The following is a 23,210-nucleotide window of genomic DNA, read 5'->3' as shown; positions in this document are numbered from 1 at the left end:
ATTCATTATGCTGTCACTGAGCAAGAGGCAGAGTTTTTGAAAAATTGTGCTATGTATATTAACCACTTCAATATTTTAATAAGCGCTTTAGTGGGGATATTTTTAGAAAAAATTTTGGATCAAGGGATAAAATGGGAAAAGAGAGAAACAGTTATAATAATTGCTGTTATGTGGCTATACTATTTGAAAAGAGCAACACAATCAAACTCGGATAAAATTTGGTAAAGGATTAAAAGAGAATCCGGTGATTTATCTATCAATTTTGAATCTAGGAATATCTGTCGTACTGCGTGTGTTTACATTTGCTGTTTAATAAAAAAGATCAGATATTGTTGGCGACATATCAAAAAAAATATTTTAATTCTAAATCTAAGGCTATCAATGAAAAAACGCAAAAAACGTGGACGACTACGGATTAAGGGACGTATGAGAGAACCAAATGGTCGTATTTCACGTGCGAAAACATCGCGTGAATGAATCTATTGATAAATTAATAATTGGAATGCGTGCTAAGCACTTTGGTTTGACTGTTGAAGAGGCAAAGAATCCACTTTCTAGCACTTATATCGGGCGACTTTGTTTGCTCGGATATAGATAAGACCCATCAGGCATTAGCCAAGATCAGTATGATGCTGCACAAAAATATCTTGAAGTCAGAAATGATTACTTGTGTGCAAAAGGTTTGCCGAGCGGCTATTATGACGATTTTATTCCATTGTCAGATGAGGAAGCGCAAGAACGGTGGGTTCAAAAAGCAACTGATCGCTATGAAGATATGCAAGAAATTGTAAAAGAGACACAGGGTCTCTATGGACGGTATAATCTTTATGCTGCACTACAGTATCTTGTTGTGGAAGATCAATCATTGCCATATCTTGTACATTCATTGTGTATCGTTCTTAATGTATTGCACCAGCATTTTGCTGCAAAAAAGTAAAAAGTGCGCCGTGAAACGTTTTCCTGTACAATACGTTATATTTGTATTACAGTGAATACATAAGGTGAGGATTGCATCATGACTATATCTATTCGGTTGCCAAGTGATCTTGAAACGCGTTTAAACAATTTAGCGATTAAGACAGGGCGTACAAAGTCTTTTTATTTGCGCGAGATTATTGAACGTGGAATAGAAGAAGCAGAGGATTATTATTTGGCTTCTAAAGTAAGGGAGCGTGTTCAAAATGGAGATGCAACTTTTTACAGTTCTGAAGAAGTAAGGAAAGAACTTGGCTTGGACGATTAGATATGAAAAGAAAGCCCTCAATTTTTTAAAAAATGTGATAAAAAAGAAGCGCGCCGGATTGTTGTTTTTTAGATAAGCATATTGCCCCTCTTTAGGATGTACGTACCGTAGGTAAGCCTTTAAGAGGGCAATATTGGGCACTTCGTAATGCCGTAAATACTGCTGCAAAGCAGGTTGAGCGTTTTACAGAACGAAAAGTTTCTGAAGTTTCATCAGCTCAAGTAAAGCGTGTTAAGAAAGGTGTTTACATAAAATCAAAAGCAACGACACAATTTCCTGAAGCGGATATTATTGGTTCAGGAACATCATTGCCGCTTAAATTTTTTAAAGCAAAAGAAACAAAGCGCGGTGTGGTCTACATGATGTTTGGAGCAAGAAAGATTTTGCCTCATGGCTTTATAAAAGGTGGAAAATTTCCTCAGCGTGTTAATTTAAGGAGAGGAGGGGGAAATGTGTTCCAAAGAGCTGGAGGAGATCAATTCCCCATTGTAAAACAAGAAGGGATCTCGATTGCAGAGGTCATGTCTAAGCCAGAGATTGCCAATTCCATTGTACAACATGCCAATGAAAGATTAACCAAAAATATCCAGATACAACTTGCTCGTCAGGAATATGCTGCAAAGAACAGGGCTAAAGCACGTTCTTAAGTGACGTCTATATGTTGTATGCTGTGATCGTAATTTTTAAGACAAGACTATCGATGATAATTCGCTTTTTTCATAAAAAAATTAATAAAATCAATGCAAAAGGTACTTCCCAGCGGGTTGAGAGTGTTGCGGGGCAGGCTAGCGTGAACTATCGCTAGCGACAGAATTTTAAAAATGACTGTGCATTGTACACATAAATTATTGAAAACAATTAATTTTAATGTGCAGACTGTACAATGTTTAATGCACAGGCTGTGCAATGTAGGATTATCTTAACAAAAGTTTTTGTACCTATTGACAATATGGCAGGAATATATCTATTGTTAATTCAGGTGCGTAGAAAACACCTTCAACACATAGCGGATAAATTGCCGAAACAATTTCTTCTCCGCAGACTAAAAGCTTTGACTCGTTATATGCTGCGTGCATATAATAATCCTGTCGGGTGTGGTTATGCTATACAATACCCTAGCGGGGAAGGCATAACGACGGGCTATGTGCCGTGTTTTCTAGCGCCCGACACTCTTCTCGAGTGTCAATAGAAAACCTCTAAGCACATAGGAGTTCATCATGAACACTCTCATACCAATATCAGAACAAGCGACCGGGCAAAAAATTGTCCAAACGGTAAACGCGCGTGAGTTGCATGCGTTTTTGGAAGTAGAAAACATTTTGCTACTTGGATCACAGATCGTATTAATCAATATGAATTTGAAGAGGGAAATGATTTCATAAAAACACAAGATTTGTAGTTCCCAAAATCGGGAAGCGTAAAATCTAGAACTGTCATCGCCATTAACTATACCTTACCTTAGACATGGCGAAAGGGCTTGCTATGGTAGAGCGCAATGATAAAGGCAAACAAGCGCGGCAGTATTTCATTGAATGCGAACGACGTGCAAAGCAAGTATCAGCACCACAAATTGATTATTCAGATCCACGCACGATACTTGGCGTTATCACCCATATGCAAGAGGAGTTGCAAAATAAAGACGCAACCATTGCTGAACTCAAACCAAAGGCAAAGACCCTTGAAGGCTTAACTCGCTCTGATGGTTTGTTTTGTCTCACAGAAGCAGCAAAGGTATTAGAGGTACGACCAAAGGATCTCATTGATTACTTATGTGGAAATGACTGGATTTATCGACGTTCTCCGGGTTCTGCATTGTTGCCTTATCAGGATAAAATAAAGAAGGGGCTTATGGATTGTCCGACTATCACGATTCAACGACCCGATGGCACAGAAAAGGTCTTGCCTTCAACCAAGATCACCACCAAAGGCTTGGCATGCTTGAGAGAACAAATCCACGGGGGTGTACAATGAAGACTGATATCGACTCTTTATGTGATTTGTGGATAGCGTTGTTTAAGCTTTGCAATCGTGATGGTGTTGACGATGAGGAAAGTACTGCTATAGCTAACACCATGAGCGTAGTAGAAAAGGCTTTGGTTTCAAAGATCAAGAAAGATGCGCATATCCTTAAGCTTTTAGCGGTTCTTACAGACTTTGGAGATTCAGAGTTTCCTCGTGGTATTGATCTTTTGTTGAAGGCATATGATCCAAATTTAGAAAGCCCACTTAAAAAAGTGGCTTAACTTGAAAAAAACGCAAACTATCCTCCCTACTTTTAGTAGGGAGCTTATTAACGTAGAGAAGAAGTCATAGTTTAGAAAAAATGTATCTATTTAAACTCATACCATTTTCGGCAACTTGAATTGCTAATTGTCTATGGAGTTCTGGTGGTATTCTTAGTTGAAACTTACCACTATATTTACCGTGTGACAAAGGCACGGGAACTTCTTCTCCGTTGTGTTGCATGTCTTTAACAATTTCTGAAACGAGGTTCATAATGCCTTTTAAAGCATTTTCTTCTTGAGCGTCTAACCATGAAAGGGATGAGAATTCCGCACACAATCCAACATATTCTTTATCCTCGCACGACCACAAAACACGATACGTATAATGATTATTATTCATGTTTTATCCATTTTATAGAGACAAAATTAGTTCCGATGACTTTTTTGTAAATCTTGTTCGATTAGATATCGAATATAGCGTGTGTAAGGAACGGCTTGACTTTTAGCTCTTTCCTTTAAGGCTTTTATAAGTGCTTGAGGCAATCGAATATTAACAGACGCTTCTTTCGGTAAAAATTCGAAATGAACAGGCTTAAAATTAGTTAAATCATAATCAGTAAGGTCAGCAGTATCAACAAAGTTTTCTGCTTCTTCATCTGTCTTGAAAACAGGTATTTTTTTTAGTTTAGAGGTTTTCATAAAAATCGATCTCCTTTTGATGCATATAACGGGCACTAATAGGGCGCACGAATAATTTGTTATTTATCGTTCTTAAGGTAAAAACTAAAAAAATGTATCGTTCATTATAGTTTTTTCCAATAGCTCTGAAGCGTTCTTCTTTGATGTTAGGGTCGTGCTCCATGAAAAGAGTACCAAAATTGGTAAATAAATACTCGATTTCTTTTTTGGAGACACCGTGTTTAGCGCATTTAGGCCAGTTTCCGTTATCCCAGTTTATGCCATGAATTTTTAATATTTAATGTCATAACGTATGTATATTAAAATGTATCCACAAATACAATAAAAATAAATAAAAATCAAATTATTAAATAGGAGTCTTTATGCACCCGCGAGAGAAGATAAGAGAGAGCTTTGTTGCCTTGATAAAGGCAGCAAAGACAGTTGCTTGTGAAAATGTTTTCAATATGCGGGATTTTAATTTTTCATCGGAGAAGATGCCTGCCATTAATGTGTCCACACAAAACGAAACATTGGAACAGGGGCATGATTATGGATTACGGCGGCGTGTTTTAACCGTTGATGTTGAATGTTATGCAACGCAAGAAGATGGTGCACGCTGTGTAGATCAGTTGGCGTGGGAAGTGGAAAACATCTTCTATGCCAACCCCAATTTAAACAATACAGTTGAGAGCTGTCGGTTACAGAATATTGCTTTTGCCTTTGGCGATAATGGTGCTTTAGCACTTCATGGAGCCATTTTAACTTTCGAAGTCACTTACGTAACGAATATTCCTGATGCAGATGAAGGAAGTATAGAAGCAAGACTTGTTGAGTCTTTAGTAGGTTTTGATCCCGAAACGGGGAGAAAAAACGAAGATAAATATCAAAAGATTGAGGGGTTTCATGCTTGAGAGACGCGACAAGGAAATCACAGATTTAAAAAGGCGTGTGGCTAATATGGTTGTTGTGGGCAAGATTAGCCATGCGGATTATAAAAACGCCCGTTATCGAGTAAGAAGTGGCACTTTGGTCAGTGACTGGATTCCAGATACACAAGCGCGTGCTGGAAAAACCCGTTCTTATGAAGGACGTGATGTTGGCGAGCAAGTTGTTGTTGTGTCGTCATCGGGAGATTTATCGCAAGGGGTGATTGTTGGTTCCATTCATACCGATGAGACCCAAGCAGTTGATAAAGGGAGTCTTCACAAAACCATCTATCCTGACGGGACAACCATTGAATATGATGATGAACAAAATACTTATGCCCTCTCCATTAAATCAGGAGGAAAGTTTATCCTCACGATTTCTGATGGCGTTTGCGTTAAAGGAGAGGGTGGCATGTTAGAGCTTACAGCCCCTGATGGTCTTAAAATTGCTTCAGAAGGGGACATGCGTTTAAGCGCAGAGGGCAATCTTTCTCTGAAAGCTGGTGGGGATGTTTCAATAAAGAGCAGCTCCTTGACCCATAGCGGTAAAAATATAGGCGCCTCTCACGTTCATAGTGGTGTTGCCTCTGGTAGTTCCATAACAGGAGTTCCAAAGTGAACAGAGGAATGGATCGCACAACAGGAAAGTTGCTTTCTGGTATCGATCACTTACGTCAATCGATCCTTGATATTTTGTCCACACGGATTGGCACGCGTGTGATGCGGCGGGATTATGGTTCACGGGTTCCTGAACTGATTGATGCCCCCGTTAATGACGCTTTTGCGGTTTTGCTTTATGCGGCGATTGCGGAGGCTTTAGATCAGTGGGAACCGCGTTTTAAACTTAAAGAGATTGACTTGAAATTGGTTGAGGCTGGAAAAGTTTCCTTGTCGTTTACAGGAATTTATTTGCCTTCAGGCAAACCCATTGCCATGGAAGGGTTGCTGATAAAATGAGTCAAACCTTTGTTAAACCTGAAATTCTCTCGGAACTTTCTTTTGAGGAAATCCGTGCAGCAAGTCTTGCGCATTTAAAAGAACAGTTACCAAATTACACGTTTCTTGAAAGTGATCCAGCTTTAAAAGTCATTGAGGCTTTTAGCTATAGAGAACTGCTTTTAAGACAACGCATTAATGAAGCAGTACGCAACAACATTCTTGATTTTGCAACGGGCACTTCTCTTGATGCTTTGGGAGATTGGCACGGTGTTTACCGAATGGAAGAGGAAAGTGATGATAAATACCGTGAACGTATCAGGCTTCATGTCCGTGGTGGCAAAGGGAGTGGGACAGAGCCTTATTACAAATTTGTGGCTCTGTCAGCAGACAGTCGCGTTAAAGATGCCATTGTTTATCGTACAGGGAAAGACCCAACCATTCATGTTGCTATTTTCAGCAACAATGAAGAAACAGCCAGTCAAGAGCTTATCAAGAAGGTTTCGGAAGCGCTTCACAAAAAGAATGTGATTATGACCAATGATACGATTGTTGTTCATGCGGCTGTAGCTAAGGTTATAGCTTTGGAAGCCGATGTTTGGCTGTTGCAAGAAACAGCCCTGACAATTTTAGCACAAATGGAAGCAAATTTAAGAGCGGCATGGAGGCAAGAACAAACTCTTGGTCGCGAGTTAAGTTTATCATGGTGGGTGTCAAAATTGATGATTCCTGGTGTGCAGAAAATCCTTGCTTTGGAGCCAATAAAGGATATTGCTGTTTCAGCTGAGGAAGTGTTATCGCTTGGCAAAATTACATTAAATTTTAAGGGTAGGGCACGTTAATGGTTGGATATTTACTTCCAACCAATGCAACAGAATTTGAAAAAAGCCTTGCGAATGCTTGTGACTTTCATAAAGATGTTGATGATATTATTTCGGGGATTTCACGTTCAAAGCTTCTAATCCGTCCACCAAGCTTTTTGCCGTGGCTGATTGAAGAATACGGGCTTGGTGAGTTAACCCCTTATGTTCCAAATCTTTATGACTTGCTTGATACAGGTTCCAAATGGCAGCAGGTACGTGGATCGTTAGCAGCTATCGCTATGGGGCTAAAGTGGTTAGAGCTTTCAGCCCATTTTATAGCAGCATGGACAGGGCGTGTCTGGTGGAATTCCTTCCAGCTTAATTTTGATCGTTTACCTGAACAAAGCAGTCTCGAAGCAATTGTGGCGATTACAAACCTGTCTAAAAGTTTGCGTTCTGATTTTCGACGCGTCACTCATGGGTATAGCGTTGGAGCTGTCGAAGAGAACATGTCAAGACTAGACAATGCGCTGCTTGAACGTGAAAGCGGTGTGCGGATGACCGCTGATGACACCTTATTTTCCTTTGGTCAGAGTACATTTAAGAAACACCTTTTAACAAAAGAAGAAGGCACACTTATTGGTAATTGGACTGATAAGACTGAAGAAGAATTAAGCTGGAATGAGATTGATTATCCGTGGGAAATGGCGAATTTTCCTTGGCATTCTGTGGATAACACCAAACGTGGAATCCTGATGGCACAGTGGTTTAGAAATCGAACTCTTTATTTTGTCTTGAGGGATATGAATGATGCTGTCATTGGCATTCGCCGATGCAACATTGTCCAGCCTGTGGAACAGGCATTAGATGGGGTTTATAGCCATTCAGGTAGGAGATTGAAGCCCTCAACAACCGGCACAATGGTCTTAATGGCTGCTCGGACAGATTTTCATGATGTTGATGGTAGGCAAGCGGCTTCTGTTTCTGTTCTGGTGCATGCCACACCTGCAAAAGATGTGCCTTTGGGAAAGCTGTGGCTCAAGCCGAGCGAGAGCATTGGAGGTGTTGAGATACTCAAAACTTCCCTCAATATTCTTTTACGTGCCGATGTTCGGGAACAATTTAATATTTTACTGGAGTTTTAACATGCAACATGAAAGTGGTTTGCCATCCGCAATCGATAGGTCTGTGGGCAGAAATGAACAACAAAGTGTTGTGTTTTATGGAGAGCGTTCTTTTCTTCAAAGCGGCGAGTTGAACGAGATGCAAACAATCATCAGAGGGCGTCATGATCGCTTAGGACGATTGGTGGCAAAAGAAGGTGATCGCATTGAGCGTGCTGATGCTTTTGTAAACAAAGACAGCCAAACTGTTACTTTAACGGATGGTAAGATTTTTATTGCAGGGGATATTTTTCCAGTCTCAGGAGCTGTTTTAGAGAATGTTTCCATGGTTGGTCGCATTGAAATCGGTGTGAAACTGCAAAAGCAGTGGATCACACATGAGGATGATCCCCAGTTGTTGGGTCAAGTTGCGGGAACATTGGCAGAAGGTGAACCAGGGGCAGCACGCGAGACCGTCAAGCTGGTCTGGGCACTTAAAGAGGATCCTCAAGAAGGGGCTTTTTTCCCTGTTTATGTGCTGCAAGATGGCATTTTGATTGATCAAAAATCGCCATCACTGCTTGAGCCGGCGATGCAAGCCATTGCAACCTACGATCGCGCCCATGGACACTATATTGTCAGGGGTTGCCGCGTAACAGCTTTGGGCAAAAAGGAACAAAGCCAAGTTTTCAGTATTCAAGAAGGGGAAGCCAATATTAGTGGTTTTAAACGCAAGCGTCTTGCGGCTTTGAGATACGAGGAACTGGAAGATTTTTCTGAAGGGGTTGTTCCAAGTGAAACGCATATTTTTTCGCCAAAGCAAGGGGAAACAAGTTTTACCTTTAAACCCTATTACTTTCCTGTTGCCACCATTCATTCTCTTTTGCTGACCAAAGAAAAAACTGTGAATGTAACACGGGGTGCAGTGGCTTCAGGACGTGATGGCGTGCCTGATAAAAGTATCACGTCGTTTCTTAAAGTCATCCAAGAGAATAAGGAGTTTAAAGAAGGCACTGATTTTAAAAAAACCGGTGACACGATCGATTGGGGGCTGGCTGGTGATGAGCCTCTTCCGGGAAGTGTTTACACCGTAACCTACCACTATCGTTCACCAATTACCGCTGATAAAGTCACCGCGCAAGAAATCACTGTCTCAGATGGTGCACAAGGGGGTGATATCATTGTCAGTTATACGTATAAATTACCCCGCATTGATCGGATTGGTCTAAATACGCAAGGCACAGTGGTTTATATCAAAGGGGTTTCAGCTGATGATCCTATGGCACCTAGTGTTCCTGATGATGTGTTGTCTTTAGCGACGATCACCAATAATTGGATGGATGTGCCCGTTGTCAAAAATGACGGCACCCGGGTTGCTCCTTATGATGAGATGTGGCGCTATTTTCAGCGTGTTCTCTCCCTTGACCGTCTCATGCAGTTAGAGCGGATTAAAAGCAATGTTGATGCAAAAGAGCCTGTTGCAAAAAAAGGAATGTTTGTCGATCCTTTCCTTGATGACTCTTACAGAGATGAGGGATTTTCGCAAACAGGTGCCATTGGGTATGGCATTTTACAGCTTGCCATTGAGCCAACATTTTACACTGCTCCTTTACACTCTCCTGTCACCCTTGATTGGGACAATGAAGTCATCATTGCACAAGAATTGAGGACGGCTTGCGAAAAAATCAATCCTTATCAAAATTTTGCACCACTTCCCGGTAGGCTCACCCTGAACCCCGCTACAGATTTTTGGCATGTACAGCGCACCGATTGGCTTTCAAGTGTGACCAATCAATTGAATGTGGGTTGGCATCGTGGCAGCACTATCCGAACAACAGAAACAAAAGATGAATTGGTCAATGCCCACCAAGAGCAAATAGAATTCTTAAGACCAATTGACCTTGGCTTTAAAATTGAAGGTTTTGGCAAAGGAGAAATCTTGGAAAGCTTGACCTTTGATGGCGTCAATGTTTTGCCAAAGAGTCGTCTCGTTGCTGATGCCAAGGGAACCCTTGAAGGGACATTGAAGATTCCTGAAAACATTACTGCAGGAACAAAAAATGTTGTGGCGCGGGGCAAAGGGGGAACAACTGCAACGGGTCTTTTTACAGGGCAAGGCGTGATTGATGTCCAAGTCATGCGGCGGACAACAACGGTGCGGATATGGACACAATTTGATCCGCAAGCGCAAGTGTTCATCCCCGATGAAACACGGCAAATAACCGGTGTTGATTTTTACCTTTGTAAAATTGGTGATCCCGCGCATGATTTGGTGATTGATTTAGTGACGACAGAAAATGGCACTCCTACAGCTGATATTCAAGCGCAAACATTTTATTCCATGAACGAGGCAAAGACAGGTTGGGTGGGGGCACGCTATGATATACCATTGACAGTGTCTAATGATCGCTTAACAGCGTTTGTCATTAAGACCGATGACGGTAATCACTCTATTGCTTTAGCCAAACTTGGAGATTTTGACGAAGAAAAGCAAAGAGTTGTCTCAAGCCACCCTTATGTAACGGGTCCGCGTTTTTCTTCTGTTAATGCGCGAAGCTGGACAGCCCATCAAGATGAGGCCTTAACCTTTCGTGTGTTAGCAGCACGTTATACACAAACAGAAAAAGTTGTCGATTTAGGAGAGTTCGATCTTGTTGATTGCTCAGATTTACAAGTGCGGGCAGCAATAGAATTGCCTTCCAGTGATTGTTCTGTTGTGTTTGAGATTGAAAGAAACAATGGCACAGTCTACCAGCTTCTCCCGTTTCAATTACTCAGTTTAACAGAATATATCAGCGAAAAAGTTCAACTCCGTGCTGTTCTCAAGGGGACTGAAAAGCTCTCGCCTGTGTTATTTGCTCCAGTTCAATTGATTGCCGGAAAAATTAACAAGCAAGCCACCTATGTTACTCGCGCTTTTGCTTTTGGTGAAAGATCAAAGCTCACCAGTTATATCAAAAGCTTTTTGCCGGGTGGTTCATCCTTCAGCATGGATATTCAATTCGATGATGGTGCTTTTGTTCCGTTGAAGTTGGAGGAGACAGAGCAACTTGCTGAACCGCTTTGGGTGGAGCGAAAATTTATCAGTGATAACAAAACAGCCAAACAAGCACGGTTGAAATTAACACTTACGGGTAGCCCTGCAGCGCGCTCGATGGTGCGTGATTTTGGTGCAGGCATACTGTAATTGGAGAAAAAGATGGCAAAAACAAAAAAGTTAGAGATGGAATTGCCTCAAGAAGGTCGTTTTATCAGTTCTGAATTTCCAATTTTGCGTGAAAACCTCACAAAAATTGACCAAGCCATTGCGGATATTGAAGAACAAGCAAACGAAAAAGCACCTTCACAACATATACATATGATAAGCGATGTTACAGGTCTTGAGACAGCTCTCAAAGACAAGATGCCTGCGGAGAAAAGTTTTGCACTCTCTGAGTTAGCAGATGTCGAAGGTGCACAAGATGCGGCTAATAATTATGTTCTCTACAAGTCAAGCAATAATCGTTTTACTTTTGGTAGTGCTAAATCGCTGTTGGGGGCGCACCAACATAAAATGGAAGATATTGTTGGACTTGAGGAGACTTATTCCACAAAGGATGAAGCTGCTGCGGCACTTCAGGAAATCTATGATGACATTCAGCAAAAAATGAAGGCAATTTTTCCCGCTGGATTCATTGCTACATTTGCCATGCAGAAAGTGCCAAGTGGTTGGCTTTTATGTGATGGTGCGACCTATGAGCGCAAAGATTATCCGCAATTATTTGAGGCAATAGGGGATCAATGGGGAGCCGACAGTGAGACAACCTTTAAAGTTCCTGATTTTAGAGGAATGTTTTTACGTGGCTTTGATGATGGTCGTGGTTTAGACCTAGAAAGAGATTTTGCAACCGAACAAAAAGACAGCATAAAATCGCATACGCATGCTTGCACCATTGAAGAGGCAGGCGAGCATACACACAAGTTTTATTATTGGGACACTTCTAGAGGAGCTGGTTCAATAGGTGGTAGGAATCCTGCTTTTGGTAATTTTAAAAACTCAGGAATAACAGAACTTAGTGGTGCCCACACGCATAAAATCACCCTTTCTTCAACGGGTGAAGTAGAAACACGACCTGTGAATGCAACGGTTGTTTATGCCATCAAATCATGAGGTTTTCGGATAATGGATCAGGCTTTCCAGCGGGATATGAAACTGTTGGTGCAAGTTTCTAATCATGCGAAGTGATAATTTTCTTTTTCCATTCAAAATTTCGTAAACACGATTTAAGTGACCGATTGCAGGAACGAGGTCTTTAGCGGTTAAATTCATTTGTTCCATTCTAAATTTGATGGCTTCAATCGGATGAGGAGGGTAAATAGGATAATGTTCAGCTTCATAAGCTTCAATTAATAAAGCAAGAACCTCCATTTTATCAAATTCTGGGGTATTAATTTGGGGCTGATTGTCAAACATTGCAGAGATGATTTCCAATGCTTCTTGATAATCTTTTTCAGTACGAATGGGTTTTATATCCATTTTTAAAACTCCTTTAATTCTACAGTATTGGCGTCAATTGCATCATATTGTTTGTGTGTTCCTATGAATTTTATATAAAGCCAACCTGCTGAGTAAAAGATCGAGACAATTAGGCGATAGTCATTGCCTTTAATATTAAAAACAACGCGATTATTCTTTAATATGCTTGCACTTTTATATTTCTCTTTAATGTGATGAGGAGAACGCCATTGTGCATTTTTCGCTTCATCGACCCATGCTTTTAACGCTTGTTCAGTATCAGGATATTTTTTCCAAAAAGTTTGAAGTGTAGAGATTTTGATAATTTTCATAAACATATCCTGACTTTTATTTAAAATAGTACCAAAATGGTACTAAGTCAAGATTTTTATCAACAGCATAAAAACCAAGGATATGTAGCTTTTAAAGGCAGCTATCCAATTACTATTTTTCCCATCCAACTAACATTAGCCAATTATTAAAAGGAGCATAGAAATGGCAGCAGGTTTTTTGCACGGCGTTGAAGTTATCGAGTCCGATGACGGTACGCGCTCACTTCGTACGGCTCAATCAGCCGTTATCGGGATTGTGGGGACTGCACCCGATGCGGATGCACAAGCATTTCCGCTCAATACACCAGTTTTGGTGTCAGGATCACTCTTACAAGCAGCCAAACTTGATAAAATAGGCAAGCGACGCGGGACTTTGCCAAATGCTCTTGATCTGATTTTCAAGCAAGTGGGTGCCATTGTTGTTGTCGTACGGGTGGAGGAAGGCGATAACGAACACACAACATTGGCTAATGTTCTTGGTGGTGTCAATGCCAATGGTGCTTATGAAGGTGTCCATGCTTTGATTGGAGCGCAATCACTTCTTGGGCAAACGCCACGTATTTTGGTCGCTCCAGGCTTTACACATAAGCGTCCTGTAACCCTTAGCAAAATTAACGTTACGAACCAAGGTAGCGGTTATAGCCAAGCGACGGTTAAAATTGCAGGTGGAGCGAAGGCAGAGGCGATTATTTCAGACGGGAAAATCACCTCTGTTGTCATCAAAGAGCATGGTCTTGATTACCAAACTGCACCAAGTGTAACAATTGAAGGTGACGGAACTGGTGCTACAGCTATAGCTGAAACCAAAGCAACCTCTAATCCTGTAGCAGCAGAGCTTCTTGGTATCGCTGAACGTCTGCGTGCTATTGTGGTGATTGATGCACCAAACACAATGGATGAAGCAGCTTTGTCTGTGGCAAAGGATTTTGATTCAAAGCGCGCTATCATCATTGATCCTTTTGTGCATGTGAATCGTAATGGAAACATCTCAGAAGAGCCTGCAAGTGCAGCATTTGCAGGTGTTATAGCCAAAACAGATTTCACGCATGGTTTCTGGCATTCTCCTTCAAATAAAGTCATCAATGGAATTGTTGGTGTCGCGCGCCCGATTGATTTTTCCATTGGGGACAGATCTAGCCGTGCCAATCTTCTCAATGAACAAAACATCACAACCATTATCCGCGAAAACGGTTATCGCTTATGGGGAAACCGCACGCTTTCAAGTGATACAAAATTTGCTTTTTTATCGGTGGTGAGAACTGCGGATATGATTAACGATGCCATTTTGCGTGGGCATCTGTGGGCTGTCGATAGGAATATCAAAACAACCTACCTGAGCGATGTCAGCGAAAGCGTCAATGCCTATTTGCGCGATTTAAAAGCACAAGGGGCAATTCTTGGAGGGCGCTGCGCCCCTGATACAGAGCTTAATACAGCAAGTGCTATCGAAGACGGCAAAGTTTATTTCAATGTTGAATTTACACCGACAACACCAGCAGAACACATCACTTTCCGTTCACGCATTACCAATGATTATTTAGAGGAGATTGCTTGATGGCTGTACCAATTTTACCGCGGATTTTGAAATATTTTAACATTTATGTCGATGGCATTCCTTATCAGGCAAAGTGTGAAAGCGTGACTTTGCCGAATTTGAACCTCGTTGTTGAAAGTTACCGTGGCGGCGGCATGGATGTGCCCATTGAGCTTGATCTGGGACTTGAGGTTTTAACACTGACCATGACCATTTCTGATTGTTCTCCAGAGCTTATGACGCAATTGGGACGGTCTGATGTTGACATCTCCTTGCGAAGTTCGATGCAAGCGCAAGGTACACCAGCAGAAGGGGTGGTCATCACCATGCGAGGGCTTTGCAAAGGTTTTGAAATGGCAGAATGGCAGCCAAGCAGTAAAGCAACGTCTACAGCGACATTCACATTGCATTACTTCAAATATGTTCAGAAGGACGTTGAGGTTGTCGAGATCGATGCGATCAACATGGTCAGAAAATTCAATGGTGTCGATCAATTAGCAAAACACAGAGAACTTTTAGGATTATAAAAATGGCAACACAACCAAGCATGACCCATCAATTACTTGTTCCCGTTAAATTTGAAGGAAAAGAACATACAGAAATCACTTTACGGCGTGCGAAAACAAAGGATTTGCAAGCGATTGATAAAAAGGAAGGGATCGAGCAAACGATAGCAATGATCGCGCGTCTTTCTGAATGGCCATATGAAGCGGTTGGAGAACTGGATATTGAAGATTTGTCGAGCATTGGAGAGATTTTAGAATCTTTTATCAAGCGGCGGGATACCTCGACTGGGAGACCGCCGCTAAACTGATAGCAGATATAGCGATCGTTTTTCATTGGCCACTGTCAGACATGCTGGAAATGGAACCGCAAGAGTTAATCTTTTGGCGAAAAAAAGCCGCAGAAAGGTATAAACAAAATGAGCAAAAAAGTTGCTGACGCAAAGGTAAGATTAACGCTTGAGGATAAAATCACCGCACCTCTTAAGCGTGTGCAGAAGCAGTTTAAAGAGTTGTCAGAGAAATTATCGCATAAGTTGGGTGTGCCTCGCTTTTCTGCTGCGGTAACAAAGATGACGGCAAGTCTTAAGGGTGTTCAAAGTGCCCTTGGCACAGCGGCAAGTCGCACAGCGGTCTTTTCTGGTGCTTTAGGAATTGCTGGTGGTGGTTTGGTGGCAAGTTTGAGTGCTGTCACTATGAAAACCATGCATATGGGGGATAGTCTTTACCATGCGTCGCGGCATTTAGGCATGAGTGTTGCAGCACTTCAATTATGGGGTGATGCAGCGGATAATTCGGGGACTTCTGCTGAACTCTTTCAACAATCTTTAGCGGTGCTAAATAGGCGTTCTGCACAAGCATATGCAGGGCAAAGAAGAGGTATTATGGGATTTGAGGCACTTGGCATTTCTGTCAAAGATGCTTCAGGGAAGCTTAAATCAAATTTAGTTTTGTTGGAAGAAATTACCGACAAGATGAGCAAGATGCACAATCAAGCACAAAGACAACAGATTGCGGCTCTGCTTTTTGGTGGGGATGGCAAGGAAATGGCTACCATGCTGTCGCAAGGCATGGAGCCCATCAAAGAGCTTTTTGCAAAGGCAAGAAAGGGGAAATGGCTTATAGGGGCAGATGTTGCACAGTATGCAGCAGATTTAAGTGATAAGCTTGGTGCTTTTAAGAAAAAAATAGGTGGGGTTGCTAGTTTTATCGGGGCGCGTTTCATGCCTGTTATGAACGATCTGATTGATGCCTTTTCCGTATTGATTGATGAAAACCGAGAACTCATTCAAACAACGGTTACGCAATGGGCAAAATCCTTAAAACAAGTGCTTAAAGATCTATGGGATCCTGCTTCCGATTTAAGAAAGAATATTGCTAATATTACAGAAAGGATTAAAGGCTGGTTTAAGTGGATGGAGCCGCTGATTGGTGAAATAACCCTCTTGAAGATTGGTCTTGTTGCACTTGGTTCTTTTATTTTTGGGCCACTCATTGCATCACTAGCTGCACTTGGAGCAGCGTTTGTTACGCTTGGTTTTGCTATAGCAACGACACCTATAGGCTGGATAATCGGCGGTATTGCATTGCTTGTTGGAGCTGGATATCTACTCTACAAAAACTGGGATAAAATTAATGGTTGGTTGGTCACATCTATAGCTGTGATTAGTGCAGTTTTTATCAGGCTTACTATCGCTCTTATAGGATCACTGCTTCCGGTATTAACCGCAGTAGGCTCAGCATTTATCGGGCTTTCTGTAACTCTTGGAAGGTTACTGCTTTCAGCGTTAGTTGCGGTTGATTCAGCTTTTATGAGGTTTGTTGCAACTCTTGGAAGATCACTGCTTTCATCGTTAGCCGCAGTAGGTTCAGCATTTGTATCGCTTGGCATCACAATCATGACCACGCCTGTAGGCTGGATAATCGGCGGTATTGCATTACTTGTTGGGGCAGGATATCTACTCTACAAAAACTGGGATACGGTAACAAGCTATCTAAGCAAGTTATGGGATTCCTTTGCTGCTTTATGCAGTGATGTTTTTGGTACCCTTGTTACTCTCTTTAAAGAATTTTCACCGCTCTATTGGATAGCAAAAAAGATCAATTCATTGATTGACTGGTTGTTTGGAGTCAACTTAATGGATGCAGGCGCTAACCTGATTAGCGGACTTTTGGATGGCATAAAAAGCGCATGGCAGACGATGTCCGATTGGCTTGACGGTGCGGTTAAAAAATTGACGAGCTGGATGCCAAATTGGATGCAACAAAAGCTAGGTTTTAGCGCTACAATCAACGAAAATTCAACTGAGACTATTAAAAATCTTACTGAAGAAACTGGTGCACGCGTAAAGAGAATAGCCGATGCAACAGTTGTTACCAATACTCCACCTAAACAACAAAACAGTAATCACTCAATTGAAACGACAAAAATAAAAGCTGAAGCTGTTAACATTTCTGAACCAATCATGGTTCATAAGCCTTCTGAAATAGATGCTTCTATCACGATTAGCAATTTGAATATTTCGGGAGGAAGTGGCTCTCCTAATGACATTCATGCTGCTGTTAATCAAGCTCTTGAACGTCATGCTAGACAACAACGCTTGGCGATAGCTTCGAGCTTTTCGGATTAATTGCCATGATGTTAGCTTTGGGAAATTTTATTTTTTCGGTGGAAACGGCAGCTTATCAAAAACTTGATCTGTTGTACGATATTCCATGGGTTGAGCAGGGGCGATTGGGGAGAAAAGCTGCACTGCAATTGCCAGCTGTTGCCAATGCAGAATTTTCTTTAACAGGTGTGGTGTATCCAGACTTTAAAGGTGGGTCTGGACAGATAGAACAACTGCGAAAAATGGCACATAACGGTGCGCATATCCTTGTGACGGGACAGGGGAGGATTTTAGGGAAGTTTGTCATTCTTTCTGTTGAGGAAAAGCAAAGCTTTTTCCATAAAAACGGCACTCCCAAGAAACAAGAATTTACCGTGAAATTAAAAGAATACGGAGAAGATGGAGGGGGTTGGTGAGTGATCTTTACATCACAGAAGAAGGCGATATGGTTGATGCCATTTGCTGGAAATATTATCCCAAGGGTCAGCAAGCCCTTGCTGTTGAACGTGTTTATGCTGCGAACCACGGTCTTGCAAATTATGGCGCTCTGTTAAAAGCAGGCATAACAATCATTTTGCCTTCACTCCCTTATCCTAAAGCCACACCAGTGATTAGAATCTGGGGGAGCAAATCATGAAGCCTTTTTGTAAGATTACGGCAAATGGTGAAGACATTACCAACTCTTTAATGGATTATGTTTTGTCGATTGAAATCACCGATGAAGCAGAAGAGAAAAGCGATCGTGTTACCATAGAGCTTGATGATCGTGCACGGGAAAATGACAATGGCTTTCTTGATATTCCTTTGATTGGAACAGTGATTTCTCTCACTCTTGGTTATGAAGGGGGAGTCGTGCGAGATATGGGCACTTACTTGATTGATGAAATATCGGTAAGCAGCCCTCCACAAAGCTTAAGTGTTACAGGGCGTGCGGCTTCAATGAACACTTCCTACAGAACACCCAAAAGCCAGTCTTATCATCAAACAACATTGGGCAACATTATCCAAGAGATAGCAAAACGCAATGGCTATACAGCAAAGGTTGATCCCACGTTAGCAAAGATTGTTGTGCGTCACATTGACCAAACAGCGGAAAGTGATATGGCTTTTGCTGCACGCCTTGCGGCAGAATATGATGCTGTTGCAAAGCCTGTTGATGGCAAACTTGTGCTTGCCAAGCGTGGGTTTGGTAAAGCTATAACAGGTGAGCTACTTCCTATTGTTTTCATCAGTGAACAAATGTGTAGCTCTTGGGATTTTAAGTACAGCGCACGTGAGGAAGCAGGTGCAGCCAATGGCTTAGAAATAGATGTGGGGAACGATCAAAAAGCGGCTGCCAATGCACGAGCACCAGAAGAAATTGGGGAAGATGAAAACTTTATCCATATGGATGAAGGAGAGACAAAAGAAAACTCTACATCACCAAATCTAAAAGAAACAGAACAAACACCTGAACAAGAGGAAGAGAAAAAGGGTGGTGTTCTTGCTGCTTATTATGATTTACGCAGTGGTGAGAAAAAAGAGGTCACAGTTGGGAATGCACCCTTTCATGAATTAAAATATACCTACCATAATCAATCAGAAGCTGTTGCAGCCATTGCTTCCTATCGTAACAAATCATCACGTGGGAAATCATCCTTTTCGTGTAGCATGGGTGGCAATCCCCTGATCCAAGCAGAAGCAAAGCTTATTCAAGAACCGCCTTTCCGACCTTATATTCCAGCAGAATGGCGCATCAAAAGCATTAAGCACAAACTTGATAAGATAGGTGGTTACACCACAAACATAGAATGCGAGCTCTTTAATAAAGCACAAGAAGATGCTGCGGGAAACGTCGCAAATACAACACCAGACAAAGATGACATCATCGATCCCAACGCTCCATCTGATGCGTCATATGGTGAAGGAGAGGATGTCATCCATATGGATGAGGGAGATGTGTGAGAAAACGCCTTAAAAACAATAAAGGAATTTATTTAAGAGTAAAAACAAATAATGCTTTTGCAAGATATAGATCAAATTTTCTTCCTTCAAAAAGAAAGGCTTTATTTTCATATTCGCAATAATTGGTGGATATTAAAGATGTTGAAATGTAGTATTAAAAGAGTATCATCTTACGCTAAGCATAGCAAGAGAACTTCCTATGATTGGACTCAAAATGAGAAGGGGAGGTAGGTTTGTTATCATTTTATTGAATGTAAAAAAATTAAAAGCCAATTAATTGATAAAGACCTGTGGTATGCGCTTTGATATATTAAGCTACTGGGGGAAATTTAATGATACCGGATAAATTAATATTCTCGTCGAGATTTTTTAAGGATTCTTTCTAAAAAAACACAGCAAAAAATAAATATGGACATAAATATACCGAAAATGTAAACTAGAGACAGAAAACCAAATATATTTACCATATACGCACTGATGTAAAAAATCACCAATAAGCTAAATCTTCCAGCAGTTGAGAGAAAGGATTCATACGTTGCTCTGAGATTATCGCTGATGCTGTCGTGCAGGATAACTTCTGTACGAAGGGATGCTTGTTTAATTAAATAAAAAATCGTGCATACTAAAGCAACGGCAATTTCCTTTCTTGGATAAAAGAAAGCAGCCGTCAAAATCATAAAAGTTGAAAGAGATAGCAGTAAAATGAAATTCATCTTCTCATTCAGTTTTGTAAATAAAAAACTAGCTAGTAGTTGAGAAAGCAATATAAGAGAAAATATCACACCAAGATAGAAATAAGTTACGTCGATATTATAGTCTTTAAATATCCACTGCCAATATTGCGAGAATATATTGAAAAAAATAAGTAAAAAATAAAAACATAGAGATATATAAGGAACCTTAACAAAAATAGATAACATCTCTCTTGCGTCAGAAATTAGAGAATTCGTCTGTTTTATTTTTTTTTCTCCTTTTAGATCATCTAAAAAAAATAAACCAAATATTGTTGTAATCATCATTAAAAATGCAGATACGTACCATATATATTGACTAGAATAATCAGCAAAATATGCGCCTACCAAACTAAATACAAACATTCCAGTATAATTATATTGAGAGCTAGAACCAAGCACCTTTTTAGTAGACGTAAGCTTTGTTTTTGCATATTGAACAAGTAGAGCATTGTAGGCACCAGCAATCAATGTAAGTGACAGCGCATTAAAAAATTCTGCCAAAAGAATACCGCAAAAGCCTTTAGAAACTCCCATAAGAAACAGCCATGCGGCTGAAAAAGCCGACGCCAAAATTATAGATATTTTATAACTTTTTCTATCTGCAAAATATCCAAGAGGAATATCTGTAACCATTATAATAAAAGCTTGAAATGATTTAATTATACCTATATCGACAATAGTTAATCCTTTTTCAAGCATATAAAACACAACAAAGGCACCTGTCAGAATTCTTATACCGTTAAATAAGAAACCAAATGTTAATATACTAACCATTCACTCACCAACAGTGCTAATAAAATAACTGGTGCATTACTTTATATGAAGCGCATAAATTCATATCTTATTACAAATATGGCAATAGCCACTATATGGATCTTCAGTTTTGTCAATTTGATATCCAGAAAAATCAATGAATAATGTACGTTCCATAATTTGACATTTGTCAAAATTCGTTAAATATTTCACTGCCTCAAGAGCAGCCAAAGAACCAGCGACCGCATTATACGGATCTATCAAACTATTCATATAGTTTTTCTTGATATTCTTAACAAACTTAAACTCACATTCATTGACATCCTTCATATGGTTCACACATGAATAACATCTGGTTTTACCTGGAATAATAAGTGGCCAATAATAGCATTTGTTGTGGCTGAACCTACATATAATAGTGCGCCCATCATATTAAAAACAGCTTGATTCATCAAATGAAAAAAATCTGGCCTTGGATTATCTGCTGCACATATAACAAGGTCAACGTTTTTGAATAAGCGGCACGCATCTTCTATATTGTCTATTTTTTTATCATAAAATTCATATGTAGTGGAAGGACTAATATACGATGCTTTATCCCTAACAACATCAATCTTTTTTTTACCTAAATCATTATAATTATAAAGTATTTGCCTAGACAAATTTGATTCTTCAACAATGTCAAATTCATAGCTTTTAATGTGTCCTATACCCATTGCAGATAATGTATAAAAAACATAGCTTCCGCATCCACCCAAACCAATTATAGCTATCTTGGCGTCTTTTAATTTTGCATTAACTAAAAGCGCATCGTCAAAATTACCCAATGTATGTTTGAATAAGTTAATTTGTCTATCGAATCTTGCGTATTCACTCTCACTTAGCCCAATTTTTTTAATAGAATCTTCCTTTAAAAATGGAGGTTCTATTATTTTATTGTCGAGCATGTATTTTGTTAAATACAAAAAATCTTCGCTTTCTGCGGTATTTAGATCATGTTTTAATATTATATCACCTACAGTATTTTCTGCGTCAAAACATGCCAAAGCCTTTATAACATTCGGTGATGTATCGCTCATGTCAAGGGCTATAACGTTATGTATATCCGCACCGATCAAAACTTCGCTTCCTTCTTGCTTTGCCGATATAGTATACGAATAAACATACTTGTTCTCATATAACGAATTCATTTTTAAATCTCTCACTGGCAAGCTGAAGATCTACATAACTCAATAAATCGTGAAGATCTTTTGTATTATCAAAATTCAAATTATCATAACAAAATCTACACCCATGATATTCTTCAAGATATTTTATATGTAGTCTCATGGCACACATTTTTTCATCTGTTGATAATTCACTCAAGTTTATATGATGGAATCTACGAAAAAACGCAGTATCTCTTTGAATATGCGCTAATTCAGCAGAAGTTGTTGCTATAATCAGCTTTAAATTCTGTTCCAGCATAAAAGGTTTAAATAAATCCATAGCGCCAATACCTCCATCACTTTTGGTATTAGCAATTGAATGCCCTTCATCAATAAACAAAGCTACATTCTCATACGGAGAAACGGTTTCTATTAAAGTTTCTATTTTTCGCTCAAACTCCCCCCGCAATCCCGTATCGGATATCACACTTCCTAAGCTAACTTCTAATATGAAGTATCCATTCGATATGGCATTAGATTGATTAAGTCTACAGGCAAGTTCACGTACAAAAGAAGTCTTTCCACATCCAGCAGAACCAGAAATAGCGATGCTTTTCTTATAAGCGCAAAACAAAGAAACCATCGCCTTTCTTATTACATCTTCGCGACCAATATACGGAGCCCTCTTTTCTAAGCCTAGGATACTTAAATTGATTCCACATTTTTTTACATTGCTAACCAATAGCAACGCATCCCCACTCTGTAAATGCATATTACCTCAAATTATAATAAAAGGGGCATGCAACCCCTTTCAATACTTCACTACGTTATTTTTAATTACGATGTCATACTATCACAAATCAAAGATTTCACTTTAACAGATGTAGAGGAATAAGTCTTGATCTTCGTTCCTACTACCTTACTGCCTGATTTTACGTTCATTTGAACCTCCTTTAAAACGTATATTCTTGAAAAATATCTTTTCAGAATGATAATATTTTTGCAAGTAACATATTTTATAACGTCAATTTAATTTTACCAAACTTTGAAAATATGGTATAATTTTATACTTTTTAGTTAATGCGTGATTACGTTACTAGCTCTCTGATAGTTAATTTTTCAAAGGGGGGGAGTGATTTTACGCAAGTTAGTGTTCCAAGAGTGGCTGTAACGCTTTTTCATTTCGCGTTTGAAATTGCGTGTGAAGATAGATGGTTGGTATGTTCAATCTTCCGCATATA

26 protein-coding genes and 3 pseudogenes are annotated in these 23,210 nt (G+C 40.1%); 20 read left to right on the top strand and 9 right to left on the bottom strand.

The genetic code is table 11. The features are described from left to right. Window positions 1–381 precede the first annotated feature (381 nt). The 5 genes and pseudogenes from V4B18_RS05900 to V4B18_RS05880 all read left to right on the top strand — a co-directional run bounded on the left by V4B18_RS05900 (window position 382) and on the right by V4B18_RS05880 (window position 3,486). Window positions 382–937 (top strand): annotated as a pseudogene (locus V4B18_RS05900) (hypothetical protein). Between the two features lie 78 nt (window positions 938–1,015). Next, window positions 1,016–1,243: a type II toxin-antitoxin system RelB family antitoxin gene (gene relB, locus V4B18_RS05895; protein ID WP_455475523.1), complete on the top strand. Its 228-nt coding sequence runs from the start codon at window positions 1,016–1,018 to the stop codon at window positions 1,241–1,243. 134 nt (window positions 1,244–1,377) lie between these two features. Beyond that, window positions 1,378–1,890 (top strand): annotated as a pseudogene (locus V4B18_RS05890) (hypothetical protein); the annotation flags it as partial. A 570-nt stretch (window positions 1,891–2,460) separates the two neighbouring features. Beyond that, window positions 2,461–3,214: pseudogene (locus tag V4B18_RS05885) on the top strand (phage antirepressor KilAC domain-containing protein). Next, window positions 3,211–3,486, top strand: coding sequence for a hypothetical protein (locus tag V4B18_RS05880; protein WP_455475522.1), 276 nt, complete (start codon window positions 3,211–3,213; stop codon window positions 3,484–3,486). Before V4B18_RS05885 ends, V4B18_RS05880 begins: the two are co-directional and overlap by 4 nt. Before the next feature lie 64 nt (window positions 3,487–3,550). On the opposite strand, the gene V4B18_RS05875 is transcribed toward V4B18_RS05880, so the two are convergent. From V4B18_RS05875 to V4B18_RS05865, 3 genes are read right to left on the bottom strand one after another with little or no spacing between them, the layout of a single operon-like run. After that, a complete protein-coding gene (locus V4B18_RS05875) occupies window positions 3,551–3,868 on the bottom strand; it encodes a type II toxin-antitoxin system HicB family antitoxin (RefSeq protein ID WP_455475521.1) in 318 nt (105 codons plus the stop codon). A 26-nt stretch (window positions 3,869–3,894) separates the two neighbouring features. Further along, window positions 3,895–4,167 carry a CopG family antitoxin gene (locus V4B18_RS05870; RefSeq protein WP_455475520.1) on the bottom strand — a complete coding sequence of 91 codons (273 nt, stop codon included), beginning with the start codon at window positions 4,165–4,167 and terminating at the stop codon, window positions 3,895–3,897. Continuing rightward, window positions 4,154–4,426 carry a BrnT family toxin gene (locus V4B18_RS05865; RefSeq protein ID WP_455476548.1) on the bottom strand — a complete coding sequence of 91 codons (273 nt, stop codon included), beginning with the start codon at window positions 4,424–4,426 and terminating at the stop codon, window positions 4,154–4,156. Before V4B18_RS05865 ends, V4B18_RS05870 begins: the two co-directional genes overlap by 14 nt. Before the next feature lie 103 nt (window positions 4,427–4,529). Here V4B18_RS05865 and V4B18_RS05860 point away from each other — a divergent pair, with 103 nt between their 5' ends. From V4B18_RS05860 to V4B18_RS05830, 7 genes are read left to right on the top strand one after another with little or no spacing between them, the layout of a single operon-like run. Further along, entirely contained in the window at window positions 4,530–5,060 is a 531-nt protein-coding gene (locus V4B18_RS05860; RefSeq protein ID WP_455475519.1) for a hypothetical protein, read from the top strand. After that, window positions 5,053–5,694 (top strand): phage baseplate assembly protein V, encoded by a 642-nt coding sequence (locus tag V4B18_RS05855; RefSeq protein WP_455475518.1) that lies wholly within the window; start codon window positions 5,053–5,055, stop codon window positions 5,692–5,694. The genes V4B18_RS05860 and V4B18_RS05855 overlap by 8 nt, the downstream gene beginning before the upstream one ends. Then, a complete protein-coding gene (locus tag V4B18_RS05850) occupies window positions 5,691–6,032 on the top strand; it encodes a GPW/gp25 family protein (RefSeq protein ID WP_455475517.1) in 342 nt (113 codons plus the stop codon). The genes V4B18_RS05855 and V4B18_RS05850 overlap by 4 nt, the downstream gene beginning before the upstream one ends. Next, window positions 6,029–6,853: a baseplate J/gp47 family protein gene (locus tag V4B18_RS05845; RefSeq protein WP_455475516.1), complete on the top strand. Its 825-nt coding sequence runs from the start codon at window positions 6,029–6,031 to the stop codon at window positions 6,851–6,853. Before V4B18_RS05850 ends, V4B18_RS05845 begins: the two co-directional genes overlap by 4 nt. Further along, window positions 6,853–7,959: a phage tail protein gene (locus V4B18_RS05840; RefSeq protein WP_455475515.1), complete on the top strand. Its 1,107-nt coding sequence runs from the start codon at window positions 6,853–6,855 to the stop codon at window positions 7,957–7,959. Before V4B18_RS05845 ends, V4B18_RS05840 begins: the two co-directional genes overlap by 1 nt. 1 nt (window position 7,960) lies before the next feature. Next, a complete protein-coding gene (locus tag V4B18_RS05835) occupies window positions 7,961–11,104 on the top strand; it encodes a DUF4815 domain-containing protein (protein ID WP_455475514.1) in 3,144 nt (1,047 codons plus the stop codon). Window positions 11,105–11,116: 12 nt separating this feature from the next. Then, window positions 11,117–12,067 carry a Bgr_08870 family protein gene (locus V4B18_RS05830; protein WP_455475513.1) on the top strand — a complete coding sequence of 317 codons (951 nt, stop codon included), beginning with the start codon at window positions 11,117–11,119 and terminating at the stop codon, window positions 12,065–12,067. On the opposite strand, the gene V4B18_RS05825 is transcribed toward V4B18_RS05830, so the two are convergent. Together V4B18_RS05825 and V4B18_RS05820 are read right to left on the bottom strand one after the other, a co-directional pair. After that, window positions 12,062–12,433 carry a helix-turn-helix domain-containing protein gene (locus V4B18_RS05825; protein ID WP_455475512.1) on the bottom strand — a complete coding sequence of 124 codons (372 nt, stop codon included), beginning with the start codon at window positions 12,431–12,433 and terminating at the stop codon, window positions 12,062–12,064. The genes V4B18_RS05830 and V4B18_RS05825 overlap by 6 nt on opposite strands. Before the next feature lie 2 nt (window positions 12,434–12,435). Next, complete coding sequence (locus tag V4B18_RS05820; RefSeq protein ID WP_455475511.1) at window positions 12,436–12,744, bottom strand: type II toxin-antitoxin system HigB family toxin; 309 nt, start codon at window positions 12,742–12,744, stop codon at window positions 12,436–12,438. 163 nt (window positions 12,745–12,907) lie between these two features. On the opposite strand from V4B18_RS05820, the gene V4B18_RS05815 reads away from it, so the two are divergent. Genes V4B18_RS05815 through V4B18_RS05780 form a run of 8 tightly spaced genes read left to right on the top strand, consistent with a single transcriptional unit; the run spans window position 12,908 to window position 19,334 of the window. Continuing rightward, window positions 12,908–14,299, top strand: a complete 1,392-nt coding sequence (locus V4B18_RS05815; protein ID WP_455475510.1) for a phage tail sheath subtilisin-like domain-containing protein — start codon at window positions 12,908–12,910, stop codon at window positions 14,297–14,299. Continuing rightward, window positions 14,299–14,805 (top strand): phage major tail tube protein, encoded by a 507-nt coding sequence (locus V4B18_RS05810; protein WP_455475509.1) that lies wholly within the window; start codon window positions 14,299–14,301, stop codon window positions 14,803–14,805. The genes V4B18_RS05815 and V4B18_RS05810 overlap by 1 nt, the downstream gene beginning before the upstream one ends. A gap of 2 nt (window positions 14,806–14,807) precedes the next feature. Then, window positions 14,808–15,092, top strand: coding sequence for a phage tail assembly protein (locus tag V4B18_RS05805; protein ID WP_455475508.1), 285 nt, complete (start codon window positions 14,808–14,810; stop codon window positions 15,090–15,092). Further along, on the top strand, window positions 15,041–15,220 hold the full coding sequence (locus V4B18_RS05800; protein ID WP_455476547.1) for a GpE family phage tail protein: 180 nt from the start codon (window positions 15,041–15,043) through the stop codon (window positions 15,218–15,220). Before V4B18_RS05805 ends, V4B18_RS05800 begins: the two co-directional genes overlap by 52 nt. After that, window positions 15,201–17,411 (top strand): phage tail tape measure protein, encoded by a 2,211-nt coding sequence (locus tag V4B18_RS05795; protein ID WP_455475507.1) that lies wholly within the window; start codon window positions 15,201–15,203, stop codon window positions 17,409–17,411. The genes V4B18_RS05800 and V4B18_RS05795 overlap by 20 nt, the downstream gene beginning before the upstream one ends. Before the next feature lie 5 nt (window positions 17,412–17,416). Beyond that, the gene (locus V4B18_RS05790) at window positions 17,417–17,806 is read left to right on the top strand and encodes a phage tail protein (protein WP_455475506.1); all 390 of its coding nucleotides are present in this window, start codon (window positions 17,417–17,419) and stop codon (window positions 17,804–17,806) included. After that, a complete protein-coding gene (locus tag V4B18_RS05785; RefSeq protein WP_455475505.1) occupies window positions 17,803–18,027 on the top strand; it encodes a tail protein X in 225 nt (74 codons plus the stop codon). The genes V4B18_RS05790 and V4B18_RS05785 overlap by 4 nt, the downstream gene beginning before the upstream one ends. Next, complete coding sequence (locus V4B18_RS05780) at window positions 18,024–19,334, top strand: phage late control D family protein (protein ID WP_455475504.1); 1,311 nt, start codon at window positions 18,024–18,026, stop codon at window positions 19,332–19,334. Before V4B18_RS05785 ends, V4B18_RS05780 begins: the two co-directional genes overlap by 4 nt. A gap of 347 nt (window positions 19,335–19,681) precedes the next feature. Here the strand turns inward: V4B18_RS05780 and V4B18_RS05775 are convergent, their stop codons facing one another. Genes V4B18_RS05775 through V4B18_RS05760 form a run of 4 tightly spaced genes read right to left on the bottom strand, consistent with a single transcriptional unit; the run spans window position 19,682 to window position 22,711 of the window. Then, complete coding sequence (locus V4B18_RS05775) at window positions 19,682–20,842, bottom strand: MFS transporter (protein ID WP_455475503.1); 1,161 nt, start codon at window positions 20,840–20,842, stop codon at window positions 19,682–19,684. A 60-nt stretch (window positions 20,843–20,902) separates the two neighbouring features. Next, on the bottom strand, window positions 20,903–21,151 hold the full coding sequence (locus V4B18_RS05770) for a hypothetical protein (RefSeq protein WP_455476546.1): 249 nt from the start codon (window positions 21,149–21,151) through the stop codon (window positions 20,903–20,905). Window positions 21,152–21,156: 5 nt separating this feature from the next. Beyond that, window positions 21,157–22,011, bottom strand: coding sequence for a HesA/MoeB/ThiF family protein (locus V4B18_RS05765; protein WP_455475502.1), 855 nt, complete (start codon window positions 22,009–22,011; stop codon window positions 21,157–21,159). Then, the gene (locus V4B18_RS05760; protein ID WP_455475501.1) at window positions 21,995–22,711 is read right to left on the bottom strand and encodes an AAA family ATPase; all 717 of its coding nucleotides are present in this window, start codon (window positions 22,709–22,711) and stop codon (window positions 21,995–21,997) included. Before V4B18_RS05760 ends, V4B18_RS05765 begins: the two co-directional genes overlap by 17 nt. Window positions 22,712–23,210: the final 499 nt, after the last annotated feature.

This window comes from Bartonella sp. B17 (genome assembly GCF_053795755.1).
This window is presented reverse-complemented; position numbering and strand designations above follow the sequence as displayed.

What these genes read in the sequence shown, in the direction of transcription:
- V4B18_RS05880 (WP_455475522.1), top strand. Translation starts at nt 3,211, where the DNA reads ATGAAGACTGATATCGACTCTTTATGTGATTTGTGGATAGCGTTGTTT.
- V4B18_RS05775 (WP_455475503.1), bottom strand. Translation starts at nt 20,842, where the DNA reads ATGGTTAGTATATTAACATTTGGTTTCTTATTTAACGGTATAAGAATT.
- V4B18_RS05765 (WP_455475502.1), bottom strand. Translation starts at nt 22,011, where the DNA reads ATGAATTCGTTATATGAGAACAAGTATGTTTATTCGTATACTATATCG.
- V4B18_RS05835 (WP_455475514.1), top strand. Translation starts at nt 7,961, where the DNA reads ATGCAACATGAAAGTGGTTTGCCATCCGCAATCGATAGGTCTGTGGGC.
- V4B18_RS05825 (WP_455475512.1), bottom strand. Translation starts at nt 12,433, where the DNA reads ATGGATATAAAACCCATTCGTACTGAAAAAGATTATCAAGAAGCATTG.
- relB (WP_455475523.1), top strand. Translation starts at nt 1,016, where the DNA reads ATGACTATATCTATTCGGTTGCCAAGTGATCTTGAAACGCGTTTAAAC.
- V4B18_RS05870 (WP_455475520.1), bottom strand. Translation starts at nt 4,167, where the DNA reads ATGAAAACCTCTAAACTAAAAAAAATACCTGTTTTCAAGACAGATGAA.
- V4B18_RS05770 (WP_455476546.1), bottom strand. Translation starts at nt 21,151, where the DNA reads ATGAAGGATGTCAATGAATGTGAGTTTAAGTTTGTTAAGAATATCAAG.
- V4B18_RS05790 (WP_455475506.1), top strand. Translation starts at nt 17,417, where the DNA reads ATGATGTTAGCTTTGGGAAATTTTATTTTTTCGGTGGAAACGGCAGCT.
- V4B18_RS05875 (WP_455475521.1), bottom strand. Translation starts at nt 3,868, where the DNA reads ATGAATAATAATCATTATACGTATCGTGTTTTGTGGTCGTGCGAGGAT.
- V4B18_RS05810 (WP_455475509.1), top strand. Translation starts at nt 14,299, where the DNA reads ATGGCTGTACCAATTTTACCGCGGATTTTGAAATATTTTAACATTTAT.
- V4B18_RS05830 (WP_455475513.1), top strand. Translation starts at nt 11,117, where the DNA reads ATGGCAAAAACAAAAAAGTTAGAGATGGAATTGCCTCAAGAAGGTCGT.
- V4B18_RS05855 (WP_455475518.1), top strand. Translation starts at nt 5,053, where the DNA reads ATGCTTGAGAGACGCGACAAGGAAATCACAGATTTAAAAAGGCGTGTG.
- V4B18_RS05840 (WP_455475515.1), top strand. Translation starts at nt 6,853, where the DNA reads ATGGTTGGATATTTACTTCCAACCAATGCAACAGAATTTGAAAAAAGC.
- V4B18_RS05845 (WP_455475516.1), top strand. Translation starts at nt 6,029, where the DNA reads ATGAGTCAAACCTTTGTTAAACCTGAAATTCTCTCGGAACTTTCTTTT.
- V4B18_RS05815 (WP_455475510.1), top strand. Translation starts at nt 12,908, where the DNA reads ATGGCAGCAGGTTTTTTGCACGGCGTTGAAGTTATCGAGTCCGATGAC.
- V4B18_RS05805 (WP_455475508.1), top strand. Translation starts at nt 14,808, where the DNA reads ATGGCAACACAACCAAGCATGACCCATCAATTACTTGTTCCCGTTAAA.
- V4B18_RS05780 (WP_455475504.1), top strand. Translation starts at nt 18,024, where the DNA reads ATGAAGCCTTTTTGTAAGATTACGGCAAATGGTGAAGACATTACCAAC.
- V4B18_RS05820 (WP_455475511.1), bottom strand. Translation starts at nt 12,744, where the DNA reads ATGAAAATTATCAAAATCTCTACACTTCAAACTTTTTGGAAAAAATAT.
- V4B18_RS05795 (WP_455475507.1), top strand. Translation starts at nt 15,201, where the DNA reads ATGAGCAAAAAAGTTGCTGACGCAAAGGTAAGATTAACGCTTGAGGAT.
- V4B18_RS05860 (WP_455475519.1), top strand. Translation starts at nt 4,530, where the DNA reads ATGCACCCGCGAGAGAAGATAAGAGAGAGCTTTGTTGCCTTGATAAAG.